The sequence below is a fragment of the Corynebacterium yudongzhengii genome (genome assembly GCF_003065405.1).
Classification (GTDB): domain Bacteria; phylum Actinomycetota; class Actinomycetes; order Mycobacteriales; family Mycobacteriaceae; genus Corynebacterium; species Corynebacterium yudongzhengii.
In genome coordinates, this window is the sequence record NZ_CP026947.1 from 1,756,526 (window position 1) to 1,780,969 (window position 24,444).

Here is a 24,444-nt window from a genome sequence, read left to right on the forward strand (position 1 = left end):
GCAGTCTTACCTGCGCTAGCAGTCTTGAATAAGGTGTAGAGTCATGAGCGATACCCTTTCCCCCTACGAGGACCTGCTGCGTGACGTCTACACCAACGGCGCACAGAAGGGCGACCGCACCGGCACTGGCACCCGCAGCGTCTTCGGCCGCCAGATCCGCTACGACCTCTCCTCGGCCTTTCCCCTGCTGACCACGAAGAAGGTCTACTTCCACGCTGTGGTCGGCGAGCTTTTGTGGTTTTTATCCGGCTCGTCGAACGTACAGTGGCTGCAGGACAACCGCATCCGCATCTGGAACGAGTGGGCTGATGACGATGGTGAGCTCGGCCCCATCTACGGCGTGCAGTGGCGTTCCTGGCCGACCCCGGATGGCGAGCACATTGACCAGATCACCCGCGCGGTGGAGACTTTGAAGACGAACCCGGATTCGCGTCGGAACCTGGTCTCGGCGTGGAACGTCTCGGAACTCGACGAGATGGCGCTTTTGCCCTGCCACCTGCTGTTCCAGCTCTACGTCGTCGACGGCCGTCTCAGCCTGCAGGTCTATCAGCGCTCGGCGGACATGTTCTTGGGCGTGCCTTTCAACATCGCCTCCTATGCGCTTCTGACGCACATGTTCGCCCAGCAGGCCGACCTCGAGGTCGGTGAGCTGATCTGGACCGGCGGTGACTGCCACATCTACGACAACCACCTCGAGCAGGTCCGCGAGCAGCTTTCCCGCGAGGTGCGCCCGTATCCGCAGCTGAAGCTCAACAAGGCGGCCTCGATTCTGGATTACACCTTCGACGACATTTCGGTCGAAGGCTATGACCCGCACCCGACGATCAAGGCGCAGGTGTCGGTCTAGTGCTGGGGGCTATCTGGGTGCAGTCCGCCGACGGGGTGATTGGCGACGGCACCGGGATGCCCTGGCACATCCCGGAAGATCTCGCGCATTTCAAAACGACCACCCTCGATCATCCCGTGATCATGGGGCGCCACACCTGGTTTTCTCTATCGGAGCGCTTCCGTCCGCTGCCCGGCCGGCAAAATCTCATTGTGAGTTCACGCGCTCCCGGCGAGTGGTCCGCGGGTGCCGAAGTGATCAGCCTGTCCGAGGTCGCCGACTACTCCGGTTGGATCATGGGCGGCGGCCAGCTCTACGCGGCGACGCTGGATCTGGTGGATCGCCTGGAGGTCACCGTCATCGAAGCTGAGTTGGCGGGGCTTATCGACGATCCCGTCTACGCCCCAGCCATCCCCGCAGAATTTGAGCGCACCGAGGTGGCGGGACCGCTGAGCTCCGCGAAAGGTAGTGTGGAAGGGATCGCCGGAGAAGTAACGTATCGCTTCGAGACCTACCTAAGGAAGGACGATTAAGTCATGTCCCACGTGACCATTTACGCCACCAGCTGGTGCCCGCACTGCGCGAACCTGAAGAAGCGCCTCGACCGCACCGAGCACGCCTACGACGTCATCGACGTCGAGGAAAACCCCGAGGCCGCCGAGTGGGTCGAGTCGGTCAACGACGGCAACCGCGTGGTGCCCACCGTCAAGTACTCCGACGGCACCTACGCCACGAACCCGGCAGCCTCCGCGGTGCGCCGCAAGATCGCCGAGCTCGAAGAGGCTTAAAGGGCGCTTAGACGGCTCTTAGACGGCGTAATCGTCGGGATCCTCACCGAACAGCGCCACCATGTCGGCCGGCGACAGCGTGGCGTTGACGCCCGCGAGCTCCTGGGCGTAAATCTCGTTGAGGAAGTTGTCCAGCTTCGTGATCATCTGCTGCGCATCAACCTTGTTGAGCAGCAGGAGGCGCTTCGAGGAACCGCCGGGCAGGCGCTTCTCGACGGCCAAAGCCGGCACCCCATCCTTCGTGATGATCTCGGTAAAGATCTCGCGGCGCTGGACATCGGTGAAGGTCGGCTGAGAGCTCATGGGGAGGGTTCCTTTCACTTCCCTAAGTAACTGACCTTTCCAGACTAGTGGTTTTTCGCTCACGCGCATCCGTCGGGTACCCTGAGCGAGCACGGCCCCAGTAGCTCAGGGGATAGAGCACCGCTCTCCTAAAGCGGGTGTCGCAGGTTCGAATCCTGCCTGGGGCGCTTTGCGATCAGTCGGGATATTGTTGACACTATCCGTCGCGACATGGTTGACAGTTAGCCCACCGGCCGGCACGTGGTCCGGCCCCATGAATACGGCGAATAATCTACGTGGGTTCGGATGCTTTTCGACGTGATCCTGCCCGGGCCCTCGCGCAGCTCTTGGAAGTATTATCTGTGCTCGATAATCTCCGATCCCGCGCACCACGGGGCGCGCCCGTTTCTCGGAGGAAAGAATTTCTCCGGTGAGGCAGAGAAGGATTGCCGGCGCAATGGGACGCCCGGATTACGGGCACCCGGGCGAAGACAACGGTTGCCCGTCAAACACGGATCGAGCCGGAGGCATCCTCGAATTCGGTCGACTCCTCGGCGCTCGTCCTTTTGCGATTAAGTTTCGACGTGTAGCTGCCCCGGTTCCCGCCCACTTGCGGGAAAGCACCCGCATACATCCTTCAGAGCGGACACTGAGGTCGGGTAACGGCGGGTGTGCCGTTCGTGTTCTTGTGCAACGACGAAGCACGTCTTGCTTAAGTCGCGACGCCGAACACACGGCGCATGTCAGCATCGAATTTCCGTTACCCCGCCGTTTGCTCCGGTAAGTAGCGTTTGGCTAATCGGCCCGGCACTCAATATTTACCCCCAAAAGTAGTTACCGCGTAACCGGCAACTACAGAGGTAGCAGGCCCTACCCCCGGGCCGAAAACGCGGAAACGACTGTTCATGCAGCCACGATGCCCATCCACTCACCCTTAGAAAATATGGCCGTGTACTGGAATTCCCGAGACGCCACCGCGTTTCGCGCGCGCAACCCTTTTACCTACATAAGTATCTTCCATTTTTCCACACTAATTTTTAGTCCAAAATATCTGAGGGTCGCCCGTAACCCCCCCCTTACATAATTCTTCGATGTATTTAGTGTTGGACAAGGTGCCACTCACAAGGAGTGCGCCAGATCATTCTCATACGTCTGCAAGGAAGAGCACATGAAGCACATCTGAAAAGTCGCCATCGCCACACTGACCTCGGGCGCACTCGCACTCGCAGTTGCACCGGCAGCAGGAGCCCACACTGAACCGGCGGTTTCGGTTGACAGCGCCGTCGTCGAGCAGTTCGGCACCACCGCTCAAAACAACCAGGGCAACCAGGACAACCAGGGCAACGAAGGCAACTCCGGCAAGGACAAGAACAAGGACCGCGAAGGCAAGGGCGACAAGGACAAGGACAAGAAGGAGCCGAAGGGTTCCTCCGGTCTTGGCCTCCTGCTCCCGGGTCTGCTCATCCTCGGTTCCAGCTACTGGTTCCTGAACCAGGACGGCTCGACCTACGTCTCCTCCGAGGACCGCGTCCACGAGACCCCGACCAAGGAAGAGAAGAAAGTCTCCGACAAGCTCCTCGAGAAACACGCTGACGAGGTCGTCAAGCAGGCCAAAGAAGCCCCGGCTAAGCAGGCCAAGGAGGTCTCGGCCAAGGAGGCTCCGGTTCACGCCAAGAAGATCGTCGACACCCCGGCTACCAAGGCCGTCCACGAGTACGCCGACGAGCAGGACCACGCTGACGAGGTTGCCGCCACCACCGACCGCGGTATCGGCGCCAACACCGGCAACGGCTCCATCTCCCTCGATGTCACCGCGCTGGCTCTCGCAGGCCTGATCGGCTCCGCCGCTTTCGCAGCTCGCCGCCTCTTCGCCTAAGAAGATCCGGCGGCGCTAACCGGCGCTAACTAAACGCCACCTCCCCATTCCCTCGGGGCGGTGGCGTTTTCACTTTCCTCGCACTGGACCCGCCCCAACGAGTTCACGGACCGCCAGAGCTTCTCGACGCAGCCCCGCCCGCGATCTCGAGCACGCCGAAAACGGCGATCACCGCCCAAGGCCTACCGAACTCACACAGCACGGGCACGCGGTTCTCCCGGTGGACAGATTGGACATCAGCCAGCCGGAGGAGACTGCTCTGCCGAGCGCTCTTACCGGTGTTGGGAACCATTTTGGGCACCATCACACGTGGATTCAGCAGAGAACCTACGCAAGCACAGTGGGGTTCCACCCACTGGCTAGTACCCATTTTCCGAATCCACGCCCCTGCCACCCCACCGACGGCTGCCGCTTGCCGACGTACACAGCCGCCAACTTCACCTCGGCCGTGCGCAGATAAACCTCGAACAACGTGTGCGGCCCCCTTGCCGATCGGCGTGGCGCCACTAACCCGGCCTGGCTGCGATTGTTTCGGCACCGCGTCCAGCAACCGTCTATACGACGGACTTCCCCGACGCTATCCGCCCCGACTCTCTCCTACCCACGCCCTTCAAGATCGGCAGTCAGCACGAACTCCCTCGAAGAGACAACCAATGCCCCTTCACGAGAGGTGCTCAAATCAACAAACTAGTTTCTGCCTTTAAGCACTTTTCAAGGAAAATTATCCCGAACCTCTATTGAAAATATGACCTTTCAATTCAGAAGAACACGGTATTGCGTGGAATAAAACAATACAAAACAGCCCCCAGAGCGGCGCCGCCGAGAGCGCAGGGAACCACTGGACACCAGCCCGCCATAAACCAGAAGCCACCAGACCACGCCACACCCGATCGCACCCCCGGCCGCCACCACCGACACCCTCCGCAGGCGGGTTTTGTTTTCAATAAAGCCATCTGGAAGGCGTTCACAGACTCCTCTGCTACGCTTTGGCACCTACTCACCACCCCGCCCACCGCGGATCAGGACCCTAGCTCGAGAGGACAAAACCGCGAGAAATGAACACTAATTCGCAACCAGTCGACGATGCCGATCTCGACGACGACACCACGCAGCCCCGACGTCCGATGCTGTGGATTGTTGCGACGATCGCTGTGATCGCCGCAGTGGGCGCGGCGTTTGCCCTCTTCCAGCAGTCCAGCACACCGACTGAAGAGGCCGCCGAACAACCTCCCGCCACCCCGGAAAACGTCGCGGAAGAACCGGAGGTCGGGCCCGCCGGCGGCTACGTGGACACCTCCGCACCTGTGGAGATGTACATACCCAGCCTCGACATGCACGCCGGCTTCGAGTCGGGTCCCTGTCGGGTAAAAGACGGGCTGATCGATCCAGTGACCATGGACCTAGCCTGCGCATACACCTCCGACGACAAGCCGTACTCTCTTCCGGGTAGCGACGCCGAGGATATCGTGGTCCTCGCAGGCCATACCGGCGCAGGAGTTCCCGGTGTCTTCGACGATCTTTACGACGGTGACGCCGACGAGCACACCGTCGAAATCGGCGACGAATTGCTCGTTCGCACAGTTACCTCCGGCGATCAATGGCTGTCTTACCGCGCCACCGATTTGCACACACCTCAGAAAGAAGTGCTCGCACAATCAACCGAAATATGGGGTAGTGAACCCACACCCGGTCGCTTGCTGACGATTAGCTGTGTGCAGCCGCTGAACCCGTTCGCCCCGTCTCTCGAAAATGCCGTCGTGGGCTGGGAATATGCCGGTCTCGTCGACGTGGCCGCGTGACAGACGTTTCCTCCATATAAGCAACCTGTTATCTGTTTGGAATTATCTTCACTCAAAATATTTGAGAACCGCTCGTAACTTCCTTGCACTCTTCATCGATGTGTATAGTGTTAGACGCGTTGCTACTCACAAGGAGTACGCCAGACCATTTTTACCCTCTTGGAAGGAAGAGTACATGAAGCACATCGGCAAGGTAGCCACCGCCGCGCTGACCTCTGGCGCACTCGCCCTTGCAGTCGCACCGGCAGCAGGCACCCAGGTTGCAGGCCAGAAGCACACGCTGTCCCTTCCCCCCAGCTGCTTTCCGGATAGAATCGTACATCACCAAGACCGAACTGGATTTCTCCTGCACGAACTGGACGAACTGGACCATATTTACGAATCAGACGGTCGAGTCCAACTGTCTAACATCGACATCGAAGCCGAAGGCGACCGGGGGCCTTGGGATGTAACCTTCACCATTCCTAAAGGTACTGAAGCAGGAGAATACACCTTTGGAATCTACAACCCTGCGTACCAGGCCGTGACCTTTGAATGCGACGAGGCCACCGTCATAATTGACGAGCCGGACAACGACCACGACGAGAACCACCACCACGACGAGAACCACCACCACGACGAGAACCACCACCACGCCGAGAACCACCACCACGCCGAGAACCACCACCACGCCGAGAACCACCACCACGCCGAGAACCACCACCACGCCGAGAACCACCACCACGCCGAGAACCACCACCACGCCGAGAACCACCACCACGCCGAGAACCACCACCACGCCGAGAACCACCACCACGCCGAGAAGCACGACCACGCTGACGAAGTTGCCGCCACCACCGACCGTGGTATCGGCGCCAACACCGGTAACAACTCCGTTGCAGTCGGTGTCGCCGCGCTGGCTCTCGCCGGCCTGATCGGCTCCGCCGCTTTCGCAGCGCGCCGCTTCTTCGCCTAAAAAGATCCGGCGGCGCTAACCGGCGCTAACTAAACGCCACCTCCCCACGCTCGGGGCGGTGGCGTTTTCGCGTTTCACCTCCTGATTTCCCGGCGCAAAGAGCTTACCCGCGTGGACTTGCCCCAGTGTGAAGAGTGTCGACGGCAGACCCTCGCTAGTTCCGTTCAAAGTAAATCGGGCTCGAAAAATCTCTGCCACACAGTCGTCATTTCAGCTCCAGAATCCACCAGGATTACAGCTGTCGAGCCCCGACCGGCACACATTGTTCGGCGAACCTGTGAGCGCTAGCCAGACATGACAGCGAGCATTTCAACCGTGGGACCCCAAATTCAAACCCGTAGTTCCCCGAAACCGCTCCCCTTTGATCCCCGCACCGAAGGGTCAAACACTTGAACGATGCCGCTACCCCGCCGATCCCCCCACAGCAAGTCCCATCGTTACCTCCACCTCGAATGACAGCCTCTGTGATAAAGCCTTTAAGAGACAGAGAAACAGTTCAGAAAACCTTGTGCGACACGCGCGATAAGAAACAACCAATGTTTCCTATGTGACTAATGCGACTACTGGTGTTTACCGCAAGGAGTACGCCAGACCATTCTCATACTCTTGGAAGGAAGAGCACATGAAGCACATCGGCAAGGTAACCACTGCCGCGCTGACCTCTGGCGCACTCGCACTCGCAGTTGCACCGGCAGCAGGCGCACTGACCGACGAATACACGGCAACTTTTCGCATTTCCTGCGACAGCCACTACGTCGGCGATTTCGGAAAATCTTGGGTCACCATCGACGAAACCGGTAGAACAACCCCGCTAGACGGACAGTTGACGCGTGATCAGCGCAGGGCGAGCCTAACCTTCACCCCGCCGAGCGAATCCGGCGACTACAGAATCGAAGTACGTGACGGCAGCGGCGAGCTAGCAGCCGACTACTACTGGGAAACGATCACGGTGAACGACGACGGTAGCGTCGAACGCACTGGCCCCGAGCGCGAACCAATCGATAAGGACGGCCCGTACGAGTTCGGAAACAACTGGAGCGACTTTTCCCGCACCCCACTACCGCCACCCGGGATGGCCTTGTCACCCTGCCAGAAAACTGCTACCCGGAGGAGGGGCAAACCGTCACGCTGTTCGACCCCGAAGATGAAGAGTACGAGAACACCTACTTCATCAGCGACGCCTTCGGAGCGGTCGAAGGTGACACCCTCAACTTCAACAAAGAGATCAAGCCTGGCACCTACGTGCTCAGCTACTTCCATCCAGGACCCTGGAGCGGCGCCTACGCCGAATGTGCAATGGTGACCGTCCCTGGAGAGGAAATCAACGACAACGATGACGAAGGCAACGGCGAGACCGGCACCGACCGCTCCTCCGCCGGTCTCCTGCTGCCGGCGCTGCTCCTGATCGGTTCCAGCTACTGGTTCCTGAACCAGGACGGCTCGACCTACGTCTCCTCCGAGGACCGCATCCACAAGACCCCGACCGAGGAAGAAAAGACCGTCTCCGACAAGCTGCTCGAAGACAACGCCGACGAGGTCATCAAGCAGGCCGAAGCAACCCCGGACGAGCACACCGCCGAGCACGCCAAGCCCGTCGCCGACACCCCGGCCGGCAAGGACGGACACGACGCAGCCGTTCACGCCGACCACGACGATGCCGCCCACGACGACGAGCGCGGCATCAGCGCCAACACCGGCAGCAACGCCTTCGCCGTCGGCCTGGCGTCCCTCGCTTTCGCCGGACTGATCGGCGCCGCAGCCTTCGCCGCGCGCCGCTTCCTCGCCTAAACCGAGAAAGCCCCTCTGTGACACCAGTTGCCACCGACGAGCGCCTCCCGCCCAACCAGGGGCGGAGGCGCTTTTCGCGTCTCCGGCCAGCGCGGCGGCGGGCGGCAACATCGCTTCGGCGATTCGCCGCGCATCGCTGCCGGCAGATTCCTTCCCCCCTCACCTAGCCAGCTGTTGTCAGTGAGACTCGAGTAAGCAGTTGTTTAGATTGGGATACATGTGTTCTACCTGCATCTCCAGCACTGACAGGAGTCCACAGGCCCGTGACCGACGATAAGCACATCCTTTCCCGCCGTTCCATCTTGAAAGCCGCCGGCATCGCGCTCGCCGCCGGCGCCGTCGGCAGCAGCGCCCTCCCCCGCGCCCACGCGCAAAACCGCGTTCTGGGCACCGTGATCAACTACGCCGCCGGCGTCCCCAGTGCCGCGTCCGTGAAAGCGGTCGGACACGTGGGCGCCGTCCGCTACGTCTCCCAGCCGCGGCCGGGCACCGAAAGCTGGATGACCGGCAAGCCCGTGAAGCTGAACGAAACCCGCGACTTCGCGGCCCAAGGGCTCTACACCGCCAGCGTGTACCAGTACGGCAAAGGGACACCGCCGACTGGTTGCGCGGTGCCGCCGGAGCGACCGTCCACGCGCCGCAGGCCATCGCCCTGCACGCCGCCGCCGGCGGTCCGACCGGAGTGCCCATCTACGTCGCCGTCGACGACAACCCCACGCGCACTCAGTACACCAACCAGATCAAGCCGTACCTCGCCGCCTTCGAAACAGCCCTCGCGGCCGCGGGCTACAGCATGGGGATCTACGGCAACTACAGCACCATCGACTGGGCGATCGCCGACGGCCTCGGCGACTTCTACTGGCAGCACAACTGGGGCTCGGGCGGCCGCATCCACCCGCAGATCCACCTGCACCAGGTCCGCATCGACAAAGACACCGTCGGCGGCGTGCGCGTGGGCATCAACAACGTCTACCAGGCCAACTGGGGCCAATGGCAGCCCGGCGCGGCAGCCCATCCCGCGCCGCCCCGGCAGGAAAACAACCGGCCGGCGCCGACACCGGCGACCGGCACCCGGTCGGGCGCGGACGGTTCCAGCATCCCGGACATCAACATCAACGGCTCGTCCGTCTCCGGCGAACAAATCAAGCAGGGCGCCGACATCGCCGCGCAGCTCGCGCAGCACCTACGCTAGCCGAGGGGGGCATAACGCTCGGCAGCCAGCTTGCGGCCGAGAACCGCTAGTCCATCTTGCCGGCGAGCTGCGCGTCGACGAACTCCGTCAGCTCGTCTGCGGTGCCGTTGACGGCCGCGGCGGCCACCCATCCGTCGCCGTAACTGACGGAGGCGTGCAGGTCGCGGGCGTCCGACCACGCCCATTTCGAGCCGATCTCGCCGTCGAGTTCCACCGTGCCGAAGTCCTGCGCGTAACCGTCGGCCGCCACTGAGTCGGCCGTCGCCATCGCCAACAAGATGGGATGCGCCGGATTGTCCTGGCGCAGCGCCGCGATGAACATCGCCACGTCGTACGTCGAGGTCCGCGACACTCCCCACCGGTCTCCCGATTTGGTCGACGACAACCCGTATTCCTCGGCGACGTGGTCGATGGCGTCGGGGTACTTGCGGAACAACTTCTCGGCGGTGCGGTCGCTGGAGTCTCTGACCATCTCCAGCGCGCTCGTCGCCTCCTGCGGCTTTCCGTGGTCGAGGACGTAGTTAGCCAGGTAGAGCTTAATCAGGCTCAGCGCCGGGCGGGCGAAACGCTGCGTCGCGGTTCCGGTGATCTCGCCCGTCTCCAAGTTGATGAACGTCGCCTGGGCGCCGTCCCAATTTTCCTCGTAGTCCACCTCGGTGGGCTCCAGCTCGGGCAGATCGCCGCCAAACTCGTCGGGTTCGCGGACATCCGGCTTCGGGGCGGGCACGGGTTCCTCCTCGTCGGCCGCCGGCGCGGTTACGATGGTCGCGGACAACGGGCGTTCTTCGTCCTCGCTACTGGCGGTCGCGCCCTGCGCCCACACAATCGGGATCGCGGCCGTCGCCACGGTTAGGATCAGCGCAAGGCTGACCCCCAGGGCGGGAAAACGGCGGCGCGCACGCCTCGGATACTTAGGGCGTGTCTGACAATTGAGGGAAAGCACGGCATGGGATCCTGGCTCCCGTGTCGCGTTTCCAATTGTTGACTGATGCCCAGTGGGAGATGGTCGCCGACCTCCTACCTCGTCGTACGGGCAGAAAAGTCCGACCCTTCTCCGATCCCCGGCAGATGCTCGAAGGCATCCTCTACCGCCTGCGGGTGGGCATCCCCTGGCGGGATCTGCCGGACTGTTTCGGTTCCTGGCAGACGGTCTACACCTGGCACAACCGGATGGCCAGAGACGGCACCTGGAATGTCATCCTCGAGCGTATGATCGCCCAGGCTGACGCCGAAGGCCTAATCGACTGGTCGGTGTCGGTGGATTCCACGATCAACCGGGCGCACCAGCACGCCACCAACATCACGCGGGTCACAGGGGGCTTCGTCGAATTACAACAACCCCCTGGCCGAGCCGCCTGATCACGCGGTCGGCCGATCCCGGGGTGGGTTGTCCACCAAGATCCACGCCCTGGTCGACGGTCACGGGCTACCCCTGACCATCATCCTGACCGCAGGTCAGCGCGGTGACTGCCCGGTATTGATCCCATTGCTGGAACGCCTGCGGGTGCCCAGGACAGTGGGCCGCCCGCGCACCCAGCCCGATGAACTCCGGGCGGATAAGGCCTACTCGTCGCGGGCTGTACGCAGATACCTGCGCGAACACAGAATCACGGCAACCATCCCGGAGAAGAAGAACGTCATCGCGGCCCGCAGGCGGAAAGGCTCGAAGGGTGGGCGGCCGCCCTCCTTCGACGCCGAGTCCTACAAGGGCCGTAACGTGGTGGAACGGTTCTTCGGCAACCTCAAACAGTGGCGAGGCCTGGCCGCCAGGTTCGACAAACTCGCACTCGTCTACCGGGCGGGCGTGATGGCCGTCGCGGTCATGATGTGGCTGCGGAAATTGTCAGACACGCTCTAGGGCGATGCACCATGTGACGCCACCACGTCGATGAGTGGATTTCAGCGACGAGACCGCCATCAAGCTCTTGGTCCGCGATCTCTTGATCGGTCTGCTCTCGTCCACGGGCGTCGAGGACCTCATTCCACCATTTTTGCCGGGCGGTCGCTACGTCGTCATCAGTCCGTTGAGACCATAAAATTTGCCGCTTCCCTTTGCTGGCCTGTTCCCATTCGAGCCAGATACGCCAGTGGGCGGGGATGCTCACCGTGTTCACCTCACCGTTTTCCATGTCAGCGACGGCGAGGCCATCATCTTCGAGCCACGCATCCCAAGTGCGCGGATTCTTCCAAAACCAGCGCGGGACGTTGTCACTCTCCACTAGGTCGTTGAGGTACTCGAAGGGAGTGATGTTTCTCCCCCGCGCTTCTTTAGTGTTCACACCTCCAGCGACTTCCGCGCCAATCTTCGCGGCCACGTCCATCGTCGCCTTCTGCAGATAGCTACCGATAAAATCAGCTCCCCCGTCGTCAACGGGACGTAGATCAAAACCGGATGAACCGGGGGTCGGCATCCCGGCCTTGACGACCCCCTTGGTCCAGCGATAAAACCAGCTATAACCGAGGTATCCACCCGCCACAAACTGACGATGAACGTCAGTGACGTCGTCGACGTCAATGTCCAGAAGGTCGGCAACGACACGGCAGGTCACGGCCTCAGAGATCGGGCGATAAGAACAGATCACCGTGTGAATGTGGACGTGCCAACCACTGCCGCCTTCTTTCGGATCACCCCATGTAACTTCCACAGCACGGATGGTTCCACCGATACCAAGCCGGTCCCGGTCCCCCTGTTTCTCCGGGTACTCGTACAACTTGCCCTTCACGCGCTTCGTACGCGCTTTAGTTCCCGTCCAGGCGTGCGTGCCCACCACTTCTCGCCAGCCTGCCGAAACAGCCTCCCAGACTTGGTCCAGGCTGTGGCTGGCGTGATGGCGGACCGTAAGTGTAGCCATCCATGCCTGTCCCCCGGTTCGTCGCACTTGGTCCAGCGCCGCGCCAATCTCCAACGAACGCCTCATGGCAATCACCGCGGAACATCGTGGGCAGGCCCAGACGCTACCGCAGTGCAGAAGTCCCGAGTAGCCTGCCCCAGTCTGGCCACGCCGGATACCGACCCGGTCCGCAGCGGGCGCACCACTGTCAGGGTCCAGGCGTAACATCCGTCCGCACTGTCGCACTCCACGCATTGTGCTCGCTCCCCAAAGCGCGGCACGAGCGACATAACGAACTCGACGGCGTCGGTGAATGTCCGAAATACTGCTTTTCGTTTCCGCTGGTCCAGCGGTTTCCACGCAGTAACTCCTATTACTATCAAGCTTGCCAGCACCGGTGCCTTTCTCCCCCTTCGGGGGAACGCCCACTGCGCTGATCGCTCTGCTTCCGTCGCTCCCGTTGCTTGCGCCGCGTGCGTCGCTGCCGGTCGGGGTCGTTGCACTTGCGGCTTGCGCTGCGGCCTGACGGCCGTTCGCGCCGCACCCTCCGTCGGCGGTCGCTCCTTCGCGGCGCTGCGCGTTGGTCGCTGTGGTCGCGTCGCTGCTTGTGGGCGGCGCGGGGATAAACTTGTCGGCGGCGTGGTCGACGCCGGCGTTGGTGACGCGGACGCGGTCGTAAGAATGGTTTGCGGATGACATGAGATGTCCGTTCCTCTCATGCCTGGCGTGGTCCCGTGGTGGTCCCGGCGGGGCCGGTCCCCGTGGTCAGGATGGCCTGTCATGGCCCACGTGATCTAGGTGACCTGCGGTTTTCCGATAGTCAGTGAGGTGACCCCGATTCTCCTAAAGCGGGTGTCGCAGGTTCGAATCCTGCCTGGGGCGCTTATAAGATAGCCCGCCTACAGTGCGCTTCCTGTATGAATGCCTGCCCTGCCGGATCTCGTGGACATCTCTTAGGGTGCGGGTGGATTGTCGGTAGAATCTCCCATCCTTTCCTGAATACTCGCAAAGGCCGGATAGACGAGAAAGAGGGCAAGGAATAGGCCCGCCCACTTAGCGAACGTCATGATCTTCATGACCCTGCTCGCTTGCCTGCTTAGCGTGCCGGGTTGGATCACATGGCCCCTCCTCGCAGTTACCGGGATGACCTGATTCACCGAGCCGGCAAATCGACCCCCGTGAACACGCGGGCGGAAAAGAATTACAGGACCGCCGACTAGGGGTGCTGAGCTAGGAAACCCACCTACGCGGCTATGCCGCCGCATAGTACGGACCGGATTTTACGCACGTGCGTAAAAACCTCCGTCGGTTACCCCTTGCGAGCGTCCCCGTTGCCGATTTTTCAGTGCGGCGAGCACCGATGCCACCACGCTCGGACCCTGCGGGCGGAAAGCCTGCTGCGCCGCCAGGGCCTAGAGCTTAGTAAACAGGGCCGGATGGCTGCTACCACTTACCCGGAAACCAGGGCTACCGCCTTCCCGGAGAAGCGCCACCAACAAACCGCGTCCGACACACTCGAACACAGATGCTTAAAGGAAGAACCTTGAGGGACGGAAATTCGGGACATTTTCCGTGCACAAATTCTTAAAGGACGCCCCCTTCAAGCTTCTTCCTACAAGCATTTACGAACTCCTTTTCGAATAAGACCCAGCACACATGCCACCAGACAATCCCCAAGCATCGCCTCTCCCCTAGCATCGCCCACCGCGTGGGACTATTGTTACGAGATGTCATCAGTGGGGAGTATGTGACAAGACGGCACTCCCCTGCCATGCAGCAAAGGAGTCAGCCCGCCGTGAGCATCGATAAGCAGTTTCTCTCCCGCCGGCGCCTGTTGAAAGCCGCCGCGATTGCGGTCGCCGCAGGTGCTGTGACCACCCGCGTGCAGCCTCAGGCTTATGCGCAAAACCGGGCGTTGGGGACCGTGATCGATTACGCGGCGGGCGTGCCCTCGGCGGCCGCAGTGAAGCGGGCCGGGCATATGGGCGCGGTGCGCTACGTTTCTCGGCCGCGGCCGGGGGCGGAGTCGTGGATGCTCGGCAAGCCGGTCACCTTAAAGGAAACGCGCGACTTCGCCGAGCACGGCCTGTCGGTCGCCAGCGTCTACCAGTACGGCAAGGCCGATAGCGCCGACTGGCATGGCGGCGCGGCGGCAGCGGCCACCCACGCCCCGCAGGCGATTTCCCTGCACGAAGCCGCTGGCGGGCCGAAGGGCGTGCCGATCTACGTCGCCATCGACGACAACCCCACCCGCGCACAGTACGACCAGCAGATCCGCCCCTACCTGCAGGCCTTCCGCGAGCGGCTCGCCGCGGCCGATCTCCGCCTCGGCATCTACGGCAACTACAGCACCATCAACTGGGCGATCCAGGACGGTATCGGCGCGTACTACTGGCAGCACAACTGGGGCTCCAACGGGCGCCTGCACCCGCAGGTACACCTCCACCAGGAGCGCATCGACAAAGACCAGGTGGACGGCGTGGGCGTCGATATCAACCGCGTCTACCAGGCCGATTGGGGACAGTGGCAGCCCGGCAAGCGCACGAATACTCAGCCGGCAGCACCCGCCCCAAGCCAGCCGAACGCCCCAAGCCAGCCGAACACGCCAAGCCAGCCCAGCAACCCGAGCAACTCTAGTTCGATTCCGAGTGTGACGATTAACGGCTCGTCGATAAGCAGCGAGCAGATCCAGCGTGGCCTGGACATCGCCAGCCAGCTGTCCAGCCGGCTGAACTAGTCGTCGGAGGCTGCTTCCTCGATCTGGGCCTCGACGAACTCGGTGAGATCCTCCGCGGAGCCGGTCACGGCGGCGGCCGCCACCCAGCCCTCGCCGAAGCTCACCGAGGAGTGCAGGCTGCGGTCATCCGACCAGGCCCACTTGGTGCCGATCACTCCGGGCAGGACCGTGGTGCCGAAGTTTTGGTCGTAGCCGTCGGCGGCGACTTCGTCGGCAAGGGTCATCGCCACCAGGATCGGGTGCGAGGGGTCCTTCTCCAGCAGCGCGGCGATGAACTGCACGACATCATAGGTGGAGGTCGTCGACTCGCCCCAGCGCTTAGCACCCCGGGTGGAGATCAGGTTGTATTCGTCCGCGACATGGTCGATGGACTCCGGGTATTTATCGTAGAGCTCCTCGGCGGTGCGGTCGTTGGAGTCGCTGATCATCTTGATGGCGTCGTAGCGATCCTCCTTGTCGCCGTGCTCGAGGACGTATTCGGCCATGTACAGCTTGATGAGGCTCAACGCTGGGCGGGCGAAGCGCTCCGTCGCGGTACCGATGTGCTCGCCGTCGGAGAGCCGCACGAAGGTCGCCTGGGAACCGGTGGCGTTCTCGACGAAATCGACAACGCTGTCGTCCGCGCCACCAGCACCGGATTCCTCTGAACCTTCAGAGTAAGACTTCTTTGACGCGGTCTTCGTCACCTCGGAGGTCACGGTCGACGTCGTGGTGCTCACCGGGCGCTCGGTGAAGGGTTCCGCCTCCGCGTTCTGGCTGCCCTGCACCCAAGCGACGGGGATGAGCGCCAGCGCGACGATCAACAGCACGCTCAACAGCACCGTGGGGGCGGTGCTGCGGAAACGGCGATTACTGGACACGGGTACACATCGTAATAGCCGCCGGCCCAGTCTGCTGGAACCGACGGCTATTCGTTCATAGCTAGATCGCGCTTAGTGGTCGACGGGCGCCTCCACGCCGACGCCGGTCATGGAGCGAACCTCCATCTCGGCCTGCAGGGCGCGCAGGTTGTCGGGCTTGCCCAGGTAGGTGCCGACGATACCAGCCAAGAAGCCCAGCGGGATCGAGACGATGCCCGGGCTGGTCATCGGGAACCACGCCCAGTCGGCATCCGGGATCATGGCGGTCGGCGAACCGGAGACCGACGGGGAGAAGAAGATCAGCACCAGCGCCGAGATCAGGCCCGTGTACATGGAGGCCACCGCACCGGTGGTGTTGAAGCGCTTCCAGTACAGGGAGTACAGGATCGTCGGGACGTTGGCACTCGCGGCGATGGCGAAGGCCAGCGACACCAGGAAGGCGACGTTCTGCTCCATCGCGAGGATGCCCAGGATGATGGCTGCCACACCGATGACCACGACCGTGATGCGCGAGACGCGGACCTGCTCGGCCTCGGTGGACTCGCCGTTGCGGATCACAGCGTGGTAGATGTCGTGTGCCACAGAGGCGGAGGCCGCGATGGCCAGGCCAGCGACGACGGCGAGCACGGTGGCGAACGCGACGGCGGCGATCACGGCCATGAAGATCGGGCCGGCGAGCTCGAGGGCCAGCAGCGGCGCCGCCGCGTTGGCGCCGCCCGGCGCGTCCTGGATGGCATCCGGCCCGACGAGGGCGGCGGCGCCGTAGCCGAGGACCAGGGTCATCAGGTAGAAGGAACCGATCAGGATAATCGCCCAGGTCACGGACTTACGGGCGGCTTGGGCGGTCGGCACGGTGTAGAAGCGCATGAGCACGTGCGGAAGGCCACACACGCCCAACACCAGGGACATGCCGAGGGAGATGAAAGCGAGGTCGTCGACAAGCGTGCCGCCGTACTGCAGGCCCGGCTCCAGCAGCTCGCCCGCCGCGTAGCCCTGCTCGCTGAGGTACTCGGAGTCGGCGTGCATGCCGACGGCGCGTTCCAGCAGCTCGCCCATGCCGCCACGCACGGCGACGAACACGAGCGCGGTCATGACGACGATGCCGGCGACGAGCAGGACGGCCTTGATCATCTGGACATAGGTGGTGCCCTTCATACCGCCGATGATGACGTAGAGCACCATGATGATGCCGACCACGCCGACGACGAGGGCCTGCCAGAAGAAGTCGTGAATATCCAGCAGGACGGAGACCAGCGAACCGGCGCCGGCCATCTGGGCGATGAGGTAGAACAGGGAGACGAACAGCGTGGTAATCGACGCCGCCACGCGCACCGGCTTCTGCTTCAGGCGGAAAGACAGCACGTCCGCCATGGTGAAGCGGCCGACGTTACGCATCGGCTCGGCGACCAGCAACAGGGCGGCCAGCCAGGCGACGAAGAAGCCGATCGAGTACAAGAAGCCGTCATAACCGTTCAGCGCGATCGCGCCGACGATACCCAGAAACGAGGCCGCCGAGAGGTAGTCACCGGCGATGGCCAGACCATTTTGGGTACCGGAGAACTGACCACCACCGGTGTAGAAGTCACCGGCCTCCTTCGTCGTCTTGCCCGCGCGGGTGACGAAGTACATCGTCACCACGATGAAGGCAATGAAGACGGAAATGTTCAGGATGGGGTTACCCGCATCCAGGCTCTGCGCGAGGATCATCGGATCATTCATGGGATCTAGCCCTCCATCTGTTCACGAATCGCAGCCTGGCGGGGCTCGAGATTCTTGTTGGCGTAGACGATGTATACCCACGTAATCGCGAACGTGGTGACGAACTGGGCCACGCCCAGCCACAGGCCGATGTTCATGCCCCAGAGCGGCTGGGCCATGAAGTCCTGCATCCACAATGCGGCCATCATGTAGAAGAGGAACCAGATCATCGCGGCGATGAACACGGGGAAGGTAAATCCCCGGAAGGTTTTACGCAGATCTTGAAACTGCGAGCTCTCCTGCATCTCGATAAATTCATCTTGCGTGGGCTGGCGCCGACGCCCAGGGACTGCCGCGGCTTTCTCTGCCATGGCGGTCCTCCTTTCTCGGTGAAGCCTTGGTCGCATGCTCAACACGAATGTGACAGCACACACTCAATTTGTGCAGTTGTAAAAGTAACCTACGCCACATTGCAAGGTCCACCGGGCTAGTTGCAAACAGAAAATTAGCTAGGTTCACCACCCCCTGAACCTCTATATCCAGCATAAATAAGACCGCACCGCATACCCCCACCTTCAACAAAAGCCCTGATTCGCAATGTTTGCGAATCAGGGCTTCACAGCTCTGCGTGGGATTGTAAACGCTATCCCGGATAGGTCCGCGGGTCGTTCGAGAGCCTTCCGTACTCCGCGCGACCCTCCAGCGCATCGAGGACGTCGAGATCCTTACGGTCCAGCTCCACCCCCGCGGCACCGAGGTTGTTCACCACCCGCTGCGCATCAGCGGACTTCGGAATCACCGAGACCCCGAGATGTAGCAGGTAGCTCAGCACGACCTGAGCGGAGCTGGCGTCATGACGCGCGCCGATCGCCTTGATGTCCGGATCATTCAGCGGCACCCCGCGGCCGAGCGGCGCCCAGGCCTGGCTGACGATGCCGAGCTTGTCGTGCAGCGCGCGCAGTTTCGGCTGGGTGAAACCGACATGCATCTCCACCTGGTTGACGGCGGGGGTGACGCCGGTCTTTGATACGAGATCCTCGAGCACCTCTTCGTAGAAGTTGCACACGCCAATCGACTGGACATCACCCAGGCCCTGGATGCGGGCTATCGCCTCGAAGCTCTCGTTGTACGTCCCGTTTTGCGGCCACGGCCAGTGCAGCAGGTAGAGATCGAGATAGTCGAGGCCCAAGCGCTTCAGCGATCGGCGAAACGCCTGCGGGATCTCCTCCGCTCCCTGTTCGTCGTTCCACGCCTTGGTGGCGATAAACAGCTCCTCGCGCTCGACGTCGCCGGCGGCGATAGCATCGTTGACCGCCGCCCCGAGATCTTCCTCGTTGCCATAGAAGGAGGCGGTGTCGATGTGGCGGTAGCCCGCCTCGAGGGCGGCACGCACGGCGGCCTTCAGCTCTTCGCCGTGCAGCTTGTAGGTGCCCATGCCCACGAGGGGCATCTCGGTGCCGTCGTTGAGTTCCACGGTGGGGATCTGCGCGTTGGTCATATCCCCATTGTGCCCCAGATGGGTACTAGTTCGCGTCCAAAAGGTCGATAATGAACACGAGAGTCAGCCCGGCCAGCGGGTGTCCCCCGCCGGCGGGGCCGTAGGCGAGCTCCGGCGGGATGGTCAGGCGACGTCGGCCTCCCACGTGCATGCCGGGGATGCCTTCCTGCCAGCCGGCGATGAGGCCGTTGAGGGGGAACTCGATGGACTGGCCCCGATCCCAGGAAGAGTCGAACTCCTTGCCGGTGTCATAGTCCACGCCGACGTAGTGGACCTCGACCATGCCCCCGACGCGGGCCTCGGCGCCATCACCGACCACCAGGTCCTCGATCACCAGTTCTGCCGGAGCGGGGGTATCCGGGATCTCGACGGTCGGCTTCTCCATGGGGAAGAACTCCTTATAAGTGCGCAGGAATGGTTAACGGTGCCATGATAGGCAAAAAGCCGGGATCTTAGCGAACCAGAAGGGTGATTCGCGAAGATCCCGGCGTTGAGGCGGCGCTTATGCCGTGTTCATACCGCCTGCGTTAGCGCTGGTCGCGCGGGACGAACTCGCGCTTGGTAGCGCCGGTGTAGATCTGGCGCGGGCGGTTGATCTTGGTGTTGAGCTCAAGCTGCTCGCGGTAGTGAGCGATCCAGCCCGGCAGGCGGCCGATGGCGAACAGGACGGTGAAGAAGTCCGTGTTGAAGCCCATGGCGCGGTAGATCAGGCCGGTGTAGAAGTCGACGTTCGGGTAGAGCTTGCGCTCGATGAAGTAGTCGTCCTTGAGGGCGATCTCCTCCAGCTCCATGGCGAGATCCAGCATGGAGTCGCCGCCGAGGTGGTCGAGGATCTCGTGGGCGGTGTCCTTCACGATGGCGGCGCGCGGGTCGTAGTTCTTGTAGACGCGGTGGCCGAAGCCCATCAGGCGGACGCCGTCTTCCTTGTTCTTCACGCGGTTCATGAAGTCGGTGGCATCGCCGCCGTGGTTGTTCTGGATGTCCTCGAGCATCTCGAGGACGGCCTGGTTGGCACCACCGTGCAGCGGGCCGGACAGGGCGTTGATGCCGCCGGCGATGGAGACGAACATGTTGGCCTGCGCCGAGCCGATCATGCGCACGGTCGAGGTGGAGCAGTTCTGCTCGTGGTCGGCGTGCAGGATGAGCAGCTTGTCCAGGGCCTTGACGACGACCGGGTCGATCTCATAAGGCTCGGTCGGGTAACCGAACATCATGCGCAGGAAGTTCTCGCGGGCGTTCAGCGAGTTGTCCGGGTACATGTACGGGGTGCCCTTGGACGCACGGTAGGCGTATGCCGCCAGCATCGGGACCTTCGCCATGAGGCGGACGGTCGCCTTGTGCATGTGCTCCTCGTTGAGCGGGTTGAGCTGGTCCTGGTAGTAGGTCGACAGAATGTTGACCGAGGAAGCCAGCACGCTCATCGGGTGGGCGTTGCGCGGGAAGACGTTGAACTGGGACTTGAAGTCCTCGTCCAGCAGGGTGTGGCGACGGATCTCATTGTTGAACTTCGCCAGCTCGTCCTGGGTCGGCAGCTCGCCGTTGATCAGGAGGTAGGACACCTCGTTGAAGGTGGCGTTGTTGGCGAGATCAGCAATGTCGTAGCCGCGGTAACGAAGGATGCCCTCTTCACCATCGATGTAGGTGATCTTCGACTCGGTGGAGCCAGTGGAGACATAACCGGGGTCGAAGGTGACCAGGCCGGTCTCGTTGAGCATCTTGCCCAGGGCGAAACCGGAGTTGCCCTCGGTGGCGCGGACGATGTCCATCTCATACTCGCCACCGGGGTAGTGAAGTACTGCCTTGCCCTTGTTGTCGCTTACCACGTTAAAACCTTTCGAACGTTGGGGCCGGTCTTCGGCCCGTGATGTACAGGCGTCGATCTCAAGAGCGACGCTAGTCGCTCCAGGGTCGATTTCGCACCGGATAACTTTCACTAAGCCTATCCTGGACCTCCATGCGACGGGCACTGTCGCCCGACAGTAACCGTCGCACTGGTCGACCACTCCACAGCCTAGCAAATGTTGCGATAGTCACTCCAGAGGAATTTTCCCGCCCGCGACATCGCCGCCTTACCCCCGTTTGGGCCCAAAAACCAGATTTATCTGACGCAAAAATGTCCGAACGCATTAAAGTCCCAGTCAGTTCATCATCGTCCAACCAGGAGATCTAGTCGACCATGACTGCTGCCACCCCCACCCTGCCCGCTGAACTCATCCCCGCCGATGGGCGTTTCGGCTGCGGCCCGTCGAAGGTGCGCCCCGCCCAGATCGACGCCATTGTCGACGGCGCGACCACGGTCATCGGCACCTCGCACCGCAAGCCGGCGGTCAAGGACTTAGTCGGCTCGGTGCGCGAGGGCCTCGCCCAGCTTTTCCAGCTGCCGGAGGACTACGAGATCATCCTGTCGCTGGGAGGTGCCACCGCGTTCTGGGATGCCGCGACCTTCGGTCTCATCGAGAAGCGCTCCGCGCACTTGAGCTACGGCGAGTTCTCCTCGAAGTTCGCCAAGACTGCAAAGCTCGCCCCGTGGCTCGAGGACCCGGAGATCATCGAGGCTGCCCCCGGCAGCGCCCCGGCCACCTCGGCGCTCGACGGCGTGGATGCCGACGTCGTCGCCTGGGCCCACAACGAGACCTCCACCGGCGCCATGGTGCCGGTCAAGCGCCCGAATACTGACGCCCTCGTCGTCATCGACGCCACCTCGGGTGCCGGAGGGCTGCCGGTCGATCTCCGCGAGGTCGACATCTACTACTTCTCCCCGCAGAAGTGCTTCGCCTCCGACGGCGGGCTGTGGATAGCCGCGATGTCCCCGGCGGCAATCGAGCGCATCGCGAAGATCAAAGAGTCCGGCCGTTTCATCCCGGCGTTTTTGGATCTGCAGACGGCCGTCGATAATTCGCGCAAGAACCAGACCTACAACACCCCCGCCGTAGCCACCCTGCTCATGCTGGACGCACAGGTGCGCTGGATGAACGACAACGGCGGGCTCGACGGCATGGTCGAGCGCACCCGCGCCAACGCTCAGGCACTCTACGACTGGGCCGCGCAGCGCCCGGAGGCGAGCACCTATGTGCAGGACGACACCACCCGTTCGTTGGTCGTCGGCACCATTGATTTCGACGAGTCCATCGACGCCGCCGAGCTCGCCAAGGCCCTGCGCGCCAACGGCATCCTCGATGTGGAGCCCTACCGCAAGCTGGGCCGCAACCAGCTGCGTATCGGTATGTTCCCGGCGATCGAGACGGCGGATGTCGAAAAGCTGACCCAGGCGATCGATTACTTGCTCGACGAGGGCGTGGGCGCGAAGCGCTAAACCTGAAGTGCTAAACCCGAACTACTAAACCGAACCAAACATATGCGCCGAGCCTCACGGGCCCGGCGCATATGTGCGTTAAGGTGTGGTAATAGCCACCTGCCGGCAAGGAAAGGGACACGCATGCGAGAGCTGACACTCGTCCGGGATGGATCGACGCCTACCTCCCTGGTACTCGAGGCCGACTCCGGTGAGCAGTTCGTCCTGCCCGTGACGGATACGCTCCGCGAGATGCTCGGCGCGCGTGAAACAAGCACAGGCACCGACGCCGAGCCCCAGGACTCCGCCGTCACCGTGGTCAGCGAGTCCAAGCCCACCGCGGAGCCCGTCGACGGCTCCACCCCCAGGCGGGTGAGCGGCCAGCCGGATCCGAACGCGGATCCGGCCACGCCCCGCCAGCTGCCGGAGCCGGACCCACTGCAGTCCACGCCGCTGTCGATGCGCCCGCGCGAGATCCAGATGCGCATTCGCGCCGGCGCGAGCGTGGAGGAGCTCGCCGCCGACATGGGTGTGGCCGCCTCCCGCGTGGAGCCTTATGCCCACCCGGTGCTGCTCGAGCGCGCCCAGATCACGGAGCTGGCCCGCAGCTCGCACCCGGTGCGCGAGGACGGGCCGGCGAAGCTGACCCTGGCGGAGGTCTTGGCCGCCGCCTTCGGCGCGCGCGGGCACAGCCTCTCGGAGGCCACCTGGGATGCCTTCAAGGAGCCTGACGGCGAGTGGGTCATCCGCGTGCGCTGGCAGGCCGGCCTCAGCGAGAACGAGGCCGAGTGGACCTTCCACCGCCACTCCACCTCCAGCTCGACGGCTGAGCCCCGCAACGCCGTCGCCGCCGACCTCACCGACCCCGACTTCGTCCAGCCTGTCCGCTCGCTGACCTCGGTCAGTCGAGGGACGCGCTACGAGGAGCCGCTGCCGTCGACAAGCACCTCCGACGATGAGCCCTTCGACCAGGAGCTGGAGTACGACGGGGAGCTCGACGGCGCCGACGCGGACGACAACGACGACCGCGACACCGAAGAATTCCCGCAGCACCCCGGCGAGGAGGAGCGCCCGGCGAAGGCTTCGCGACGCCGCCGTAAAGCCGTCACCCCGCACTGGGAGGATGTGCTGCTGGGAGTACGTACCAACACCAAGCGGCCCAGGAAGTAGATGATGGAAGAACCGAGCACACAGCAGACACCGGCAGTACTGACGTACTGGTTCGTCACCGCGCTGGAGCCGGGCAAGGTGTTGCGCTCCGAGCCGCGCGCCGATCGAGGTTTCGGCCGCAAGTATCTCGCGCAGCTCAATCCGGCGTGGCCGATCACCCCGATCGGTTCTTTCCCCTTAAACCGCTCCTCGGAGGTCTCGGCGGGCGAGTTTTATATCGCGGGCTACCCCGGCGTGACGGTGGTGCAGACCTGGGTGGAAGATGTCGGCCTGCTCAGCGAGCTCGACGAGAAGATGCTCTCGTCTCGCCCCGCACCCGATGTCTATGTCATCGCGATCGGCGACGGCAACGACTTCGGCGGCTTCGTCCACTACTCCGGCGGCGTGGTCAAGCGGGCGCTCAGTGGGGATCGCAACCAGCTGCAGGAAGACATCGGCCTGCCCGAGCCCTTCGAGCTGCCTTACTGGGCCGGCGAGACCACTGAGAAGCTCGGCGGGCCGGCGCTGCCGTTTTGGCCGCAGGACATCGCCCGCGCCGCCGAGCGCCACTGGGTGGGCGTCGACGTCTCCCCCGACGGCCCGGACATCCAGGTGGTGGGCTACGCGGTCGACGGGCGCCCCGAGCCGAAGCTCGACGAGCACAAGCCCGCCCCGCCGGAGGAGTCCGGGGTGGAGATCCTCACCTACGACGACTACGAGATCGCCCCGGCGCGCGGTGACGGCGACGAGTTCGTCCGCCTCGCCGAGGCGGCAGGTGCCGCTTTGCGACGCGTCGGTCGCGGCGTCAAAAGGCGCGGGGTCAAGCTCGGCCGGGCGCTCAACGAGCGGTTGCGGCACACGGATCGGCCTTAG

At 62.9% G+C, this 24,444-nt stretch carries 23 protein-coding genes, 1 tRNA gene and 1 pseudogene; 14 read left to right on the top strand and 11 right to left on the bottom strand.

Annotated features, from left to right (window positions below):
* Window positions 1–43: 43 nt before the first annotated feature.
* The 3 genes from C3B44_RS08170 to C3B44_RS08180 are packed head-to-tail and all read left to right on the top strand — an operon-like array spanning window position 44 to window position 1,614.
* A complete protein-coding gene (locus C3B44_RS08170) occupies window positions 44–847 on the top strand; it encodes a thymidylate synthase (RefSeq protein ID WP_108431947.1) in 804 nt (267 codons plus the stop codon).
* The gene (locus C3B44_RS08175; RefSeq protein ID WP_108431948.1) at window positions 847–1,359 is read left to right on the top strand and encodes a dihydrofolate reductase; all 513 of its coding nucleotides are present in this window, start codon (window positions 847–849) and stop codon (window positions 1,357–1,359) included. Before C3B44_RS08170 ends, C3B44_RS08175 begins: the two co-directional genes overlap by 1 nt.
* Before the next feature lie 3 nt (window positions 1,360–1,362).
* On the top strand, window positions 1,363–1,614 hold the full coding sequence (locus C3B44_RS08180; RefSeq protein WP_108431949.1) for a mycoredoxin: 252 nt from the start codon (window positions 1,363–1,365) through the stop codon (window positions 1,612–1,614).
* A gap of 18 nt (window positions 1,615–1,632) precedes the next feature.
* Here the strand turns inward: C3B44_RS08180 and C3B44_RS08185 are convergent, their stop codons facing one another.
* On the bottom strand, window positions 1,633–1,917 hold the full coding sequence (locus tag C3B44_RS08185) for a cg0963 family protein (protein WP_108431950.1): 285 nt from the start codon (window positions 1,915–1,917) through the stop codon (window positions 1,633–1,635).
* A gap of 94 nt (window positions 1,918–2,011) precedes the next feature.
* On the opposite strand from C3B44_RS08185, the gene C3B44_RS08190 reads away from it, so the two are divergent.
* Window positions 2,012–2,084: transfer RNA gene (locus C3B44_RS08190), tRNA-Arg, on the top strand.
* Window positions 2,085–3,040: 956 nt separating this feature from the next.
* Here the strand turns inward: C3B44_RS08190 and C3B44_RS08195 are convergent.
* Window positions 3,041–3,631 carry a hypothetical protein gene (locus C3B44_RS08195; protein WP_108431951.1) on the bottom strand — a complete coding sequence of 197 codons (591 nt, stop codon included), beginning with the start codon at window positions 3,629–3,631 and terminating at the stop codon, window positions 3,041–3,043.
* Window positions 3,632–4,827: 1,196 nt separating this feature from the next.
* On the opposite strand from C3B44_RS08195, the gene C3B44_RS08200 reads away from it, so the two are divergent.
* Both C3B44_RS08200 and C3B44_RS11680 read left to right on the top strand, forming a co-directional pair.
* Window positions 4,828–5,571, top strand: coding sequence for a sortase family protein (locus tag C3B44_RS08200; RefSeq protein ID WP_108431952.1), 744 nt, complete (start codon window positions 4,828–4,830; stop codon window positions 5,569–5,571).
* Window positions 5,572–6,094: 523 nt separating this feature from the next.
* Window positions 6,095–6,526: a hypothetical protein gene (locus C3B44_RS11680; RefSeq protein WP_159077384.1), complete on the top strand. Its 432-nt coding sequence runs from the start codon at window positions 6,095–6,097 to the stop codon at window positions 6,524–6,526.
* A gap of 930 nt (window positions 6,527–7,456) precedes the next feature.
* Here the strand turns inward: C3B44_RS11680 and C3B44_RS08210 are convergent.
* Window positions 7,457–7,786 (bottom strand): hypothetical protein, encoded by a 330-nt coding sequence (locus C3B44_RS08210; RefSeq protein WP_108431953.1) that lies wholly within the window; start codon window positions 7,784–7,786, stop codon window positions 7,457–7,459.
* Between the two features lie 36 nt (window positions 7,787–7,822).
* Between C3B44_RS08210 and C3B44_RS08215 the strand changes: the two genes are divergently transcribed.
* Window positions 7,823–8,314 (top strand): hypothetical protein, encoded by a 492-nt coding sequence (locus C3B44_RS08215; protein WP_108431954.1) that lies wholly within the window; start codon window positions 7,823–7,825, stop codon window positions 8,312–8,314.
* Window positions 8,315–8,577: 263 nt separating this feature from the next.
* Window positions 8,578–9,506: pseudogene (locus C3B44_RS08220) on the top strand (DUF1906 domain-containing protein).
* 46 nt (window positions 9,507–9,552) lie between these two features.
* On the opposite strand, the gene C3B44_RS08225 reads toward C3B44_RS08220, so the two are convergent.
* The gene (locus tag C3B44_RS08225) at window positions 9,553–10,353 is read right to left on the bottom strand and encodes a hypothetical protein (RefSeq protein WP_235840413.1); all 801 of its coding nucleotides are present in this window, start codon (window positions 10,351–10,353) and stop codon (window positions 9,553–9,555) included.
* Between the two features lie 116 nt (window positions 10,354–10,469).
* Here C3B44_RS08225 and C3B44_RS12080 point away from each other — a divergent pair, with 116 nt between their 5' ends.
* A complete protein-coding gene (locus tag C3B44_RS12080) occupies window positions 10,470–10,865 on the top strand; it encodes an IS5 family transposase (RefSeq protein WP_235840412.1) in 396 nt (131 codons plus the stop codon).
* Window positions 10,849–11,364, top strand: a complete 516-nt coding sequence (locus C3B44_RS12085; RefSeq protein WP_235840418.1) for an IS5 family transposase — start codon at window positions 10,849–10,851, stop codon at window positions 11,362–11,364. The genes C3B44_RS12080 and C3B44_RS12085 overlap by 17 nt, the downstream gene beginning before the upstream one ends.
* Here the strand turns inward: C3B44_RS12085 and C3B44_RS08235 are convergent.
* Entirely contained in the window at window positions 11,327–12,358 is a 1,032-nt protein-coding gene (locus C3B44_RS08235) for a hypothetical protein (protein ID WP_146183461.1), read from the bottom strand. The two genes, C3B44_RS12085 and C3B44_RS08235, sit on opposite strands and share 38 nt — an antisense overlap.
* A gap of 1,750 nt (window positions 12,359–14,108) precedes the next feature.
* Between C3B44_RS08235 and C3B44_RS08240 the strand changes: the two genes are divergently transcribed.
* On the top strand, window positions 14,109–15,074 hold the full coding sequence (locus C3B44_RS08240) for a DUF1906 domain-containing protein (protein ID WP_108431957.1): 966 nt from the start codon (window positions 14,109–14,111) through the stop codon (window positions 15,072–15,074).
* Here C3B44_RS08240 and C3B44_RS08245 read toward each other — a convergent pair.
* The 6 genes from C3B44_RS08245 to C3B44_RS08270 form a co-directional block, all read right to left on the bottom strand.
* Window positions 15,071–15,934 (bottom strand): phosphoheptose isomerase family protein, encoded by an 864-nt coding sequence (locus C3B44_RS08245; protein WP_108431958.1) that lies wholly within the window; start codon window positions 15,932–15,934, stop codon window positions 15,071–15,073. The two genes, C3B44_RS08240 and C3B44_RS08245, sit on opposite strands and share 4 nt — an antisense overlap.
* 72 nt (window positions 15,935–16,006) lie before the next feature.
* Complete coding sequence (locus C3B44_RS08250; RefSeq protein WP_108431959.1) at window positions 16,007–17,653, bottom strand: solute symporter family protein; 1,647 nt, start codon at window positions 17,651–17,653, stop codon at window positions 16,007–16,009.
* 5 nt (window positions 17,654–17,658) lie between these two features.
* Complete coding sequence (locus C3B44_RS08255; RefSeq protein WP_108431960.1) at window positions 17,659–18,003, bottom strand: DUF485 domain-containing protein; 345 nt, start codon at window positions 18,001–18,003, stop codon at window positions 17,659–17,661.
* Between the two features lie 272 nt (window positions 18,004–18,275).
* Window positions 18,276–19,130, bottom strand: coding sequence for an aldo/keto reductase (locus tag C3B44_RS08260; RefSeq protein WP_108431961.1), 855 nt, complete (start codon window positions 19,128–19,130; stop codon window positions 18,276–18,278).
* 25 nt (window positions 19,131–19,155) lie between these two features.
* A complete protein-coding gene (locus C3B44_RS08265; protein ID WP_108431962.1) occupies window positions 19,156–19,515 on the bottom strand; it encodes an FKBP-type peptidyl-prolyl cis-trans isomerase in 360 nt (119 codons plus the stop codon).
* A gap of 142 nt (window positions 19,516–19,657) precedes the next feature.
* The gene (locus C3B44_RS08270) at window positions 19,658–20,953 is read right to left on the bottom strand and encodes a citrate synthase (RefSeq protein ID WP_108431963.1); all 1,296 of its coding nucleotides are present in this window, start codon (window positions 20,951–20,953) and stop codon (window positions 19,658–19,660) included.
* A gap of 353 nt (window positions 20,954–21,306) precedes the next feature.
* Between C3B44_RS08270 and serC the strand changes: the two genes are divergently transcribed.
* From serC to C3B44_RS08285, 3 genes are all read left to right on the top strand, one after another.
* Window positions 21,307–22,443, top strand: a complete 1,137-nt coding sequence (gene serC / locus C3B44_RS08275) for a phosphoserine transaminase (protein WP_108431964.1) — start codon at window positions 21,307–21,309, stop codon at window positions 22,441–22,443.
* A gap of 123 nt (window positions 22,444–22,566) precedes the next feature.
* A complete protein-coding gene (sepH, locus tag C3B44_RS08280) occupies window positions 22,567–23,592 on the top strand; it encodes a septation protein SepH (RefSeq protein ID WP_108431965.1) in 1,026 nt (341 codons plus the stop codon).
* Window positions 23,593–24,444, top strand: a complete 852-nt coding sequence (locus C3B44_RS08285) for a DUF6928 family protein (protein ID WP_108431966.1) — start codon at window positions 23,593–23,595, stop codon at window positions 24,442–24,444.

What these genes read in the sequence shown, in the direction of transcription:
- C3B44_RS08170 (WP_108431947.1), top strand. Translation starts at nt 44, where the DNA reads ATGAGCGATACCCTTTCCCCCTACGAGGACCTGCTGCGTGACGTCTAC.
- C3B44_RS08180 (WP_108431949.1), top strand. Translation starts at nt 1,363, where the DNA reads ATGTCCCACGTGACCATTTACGCCACCAGCTGGTGCCCGCACTGCGCG.
- C3B44_RS08185 (WP_108431950.1), bottom strand. Translation starts at nt 1,917, where the DNA reads ATGAGCTCTCAGCCGACCTTCACCGATGTCCAGCGCCGCGAGATCTTT.
- C3B44_RS08200 (WP_108431952.1), top strand. Translation starts at nt 4,828, where the DNA reads ATGAACACTAATTCGCAACCAGTCGACGATGCCGATCTCGACGACGAC.
- C3B44_RS08210 (WP_108431953.1), bottom strand. Translation starts at nt 7,786, where the DNA reads ATGGAAGTAGCTGAGCACGTAGGTGCCAGGCTTGATCTCTTTGTTGAA.
- C3B44_RS08215 (WP_108431954.1), top strand. Translation starts at nt 7,823, where the DNA reads ATGGTGACCGTCCCTGGAGAGGAAATCAACGACAACGATGACGAAGGC.
- C3B44_RS08235 (WP_146183461.1), bottom strand. Translation starts at nt 12,358, where the DNA reads ATGGCTACACTTACGGTCCGCCATCACGCCAGCCACAGCCTGGACCAA.
- C3B44_RS08240 (WP_108431957.1), top strand. Translation starts at nt 14,109, where the DNA reads ATGCAGCAAAGGAGTCAGCCCGCCGTGAGCATCGATAAGCAGTTTCTC.
- C3B44_RS08250 (WP_108431959.1), bottom strand. Translation starts at nt 17,653, where the DNA reads ATGAATGATCCGATGATCCTCGCGCAGAGCCTGGATGCGGGTAACCCC.
- C3B44_RS08255 (WP_108431960.1), bottom strand. Translation starts at nt 18,003, where the DNA reads ATGGCAGAGAAAGCCGCGGCAGTCCCTGGGCGTCGGCGCCAGCCCACG.
- C3B44_RS08260 (WP_108431961.1), bottom strand. Translation starts at nt 19,130, where the DNA reads ATGACCAACGCGCAGATCCCCACCGTGGAACTCAACGACGGCACCGAG.
- C3B44_RS08265 (WP_108431962.1), bottom strand. Translation starts at nt 19,515, where the DNA reads ATGGAGAAGCCGACCGTCGAGATCCCGGATACCCCCGCTCCGGCAGAA.
- serC (WP_108431964.1), top strand. Translation starts at nt 21,307, where the DNA reads ATGACTGCTGCCACCCCCACCCTGCCCGCTGAACTCATCCCCGCCGAT.
- sepH (WP_108431965.1), top strand. Translation starts at nt 22,567, where the DNA reads ATGCGAGAGCTGACACTCGTCCGGGATGGATCGACGCCTACCTCCCTG.
- C3B44_RS08285 (WP_108431966.1), top strand. Translation starts at nt 23,593, where the DNA reads ATGATGGAAGAACCGAGCACACAGCAGACACCGGCAGTACTGACGTAC.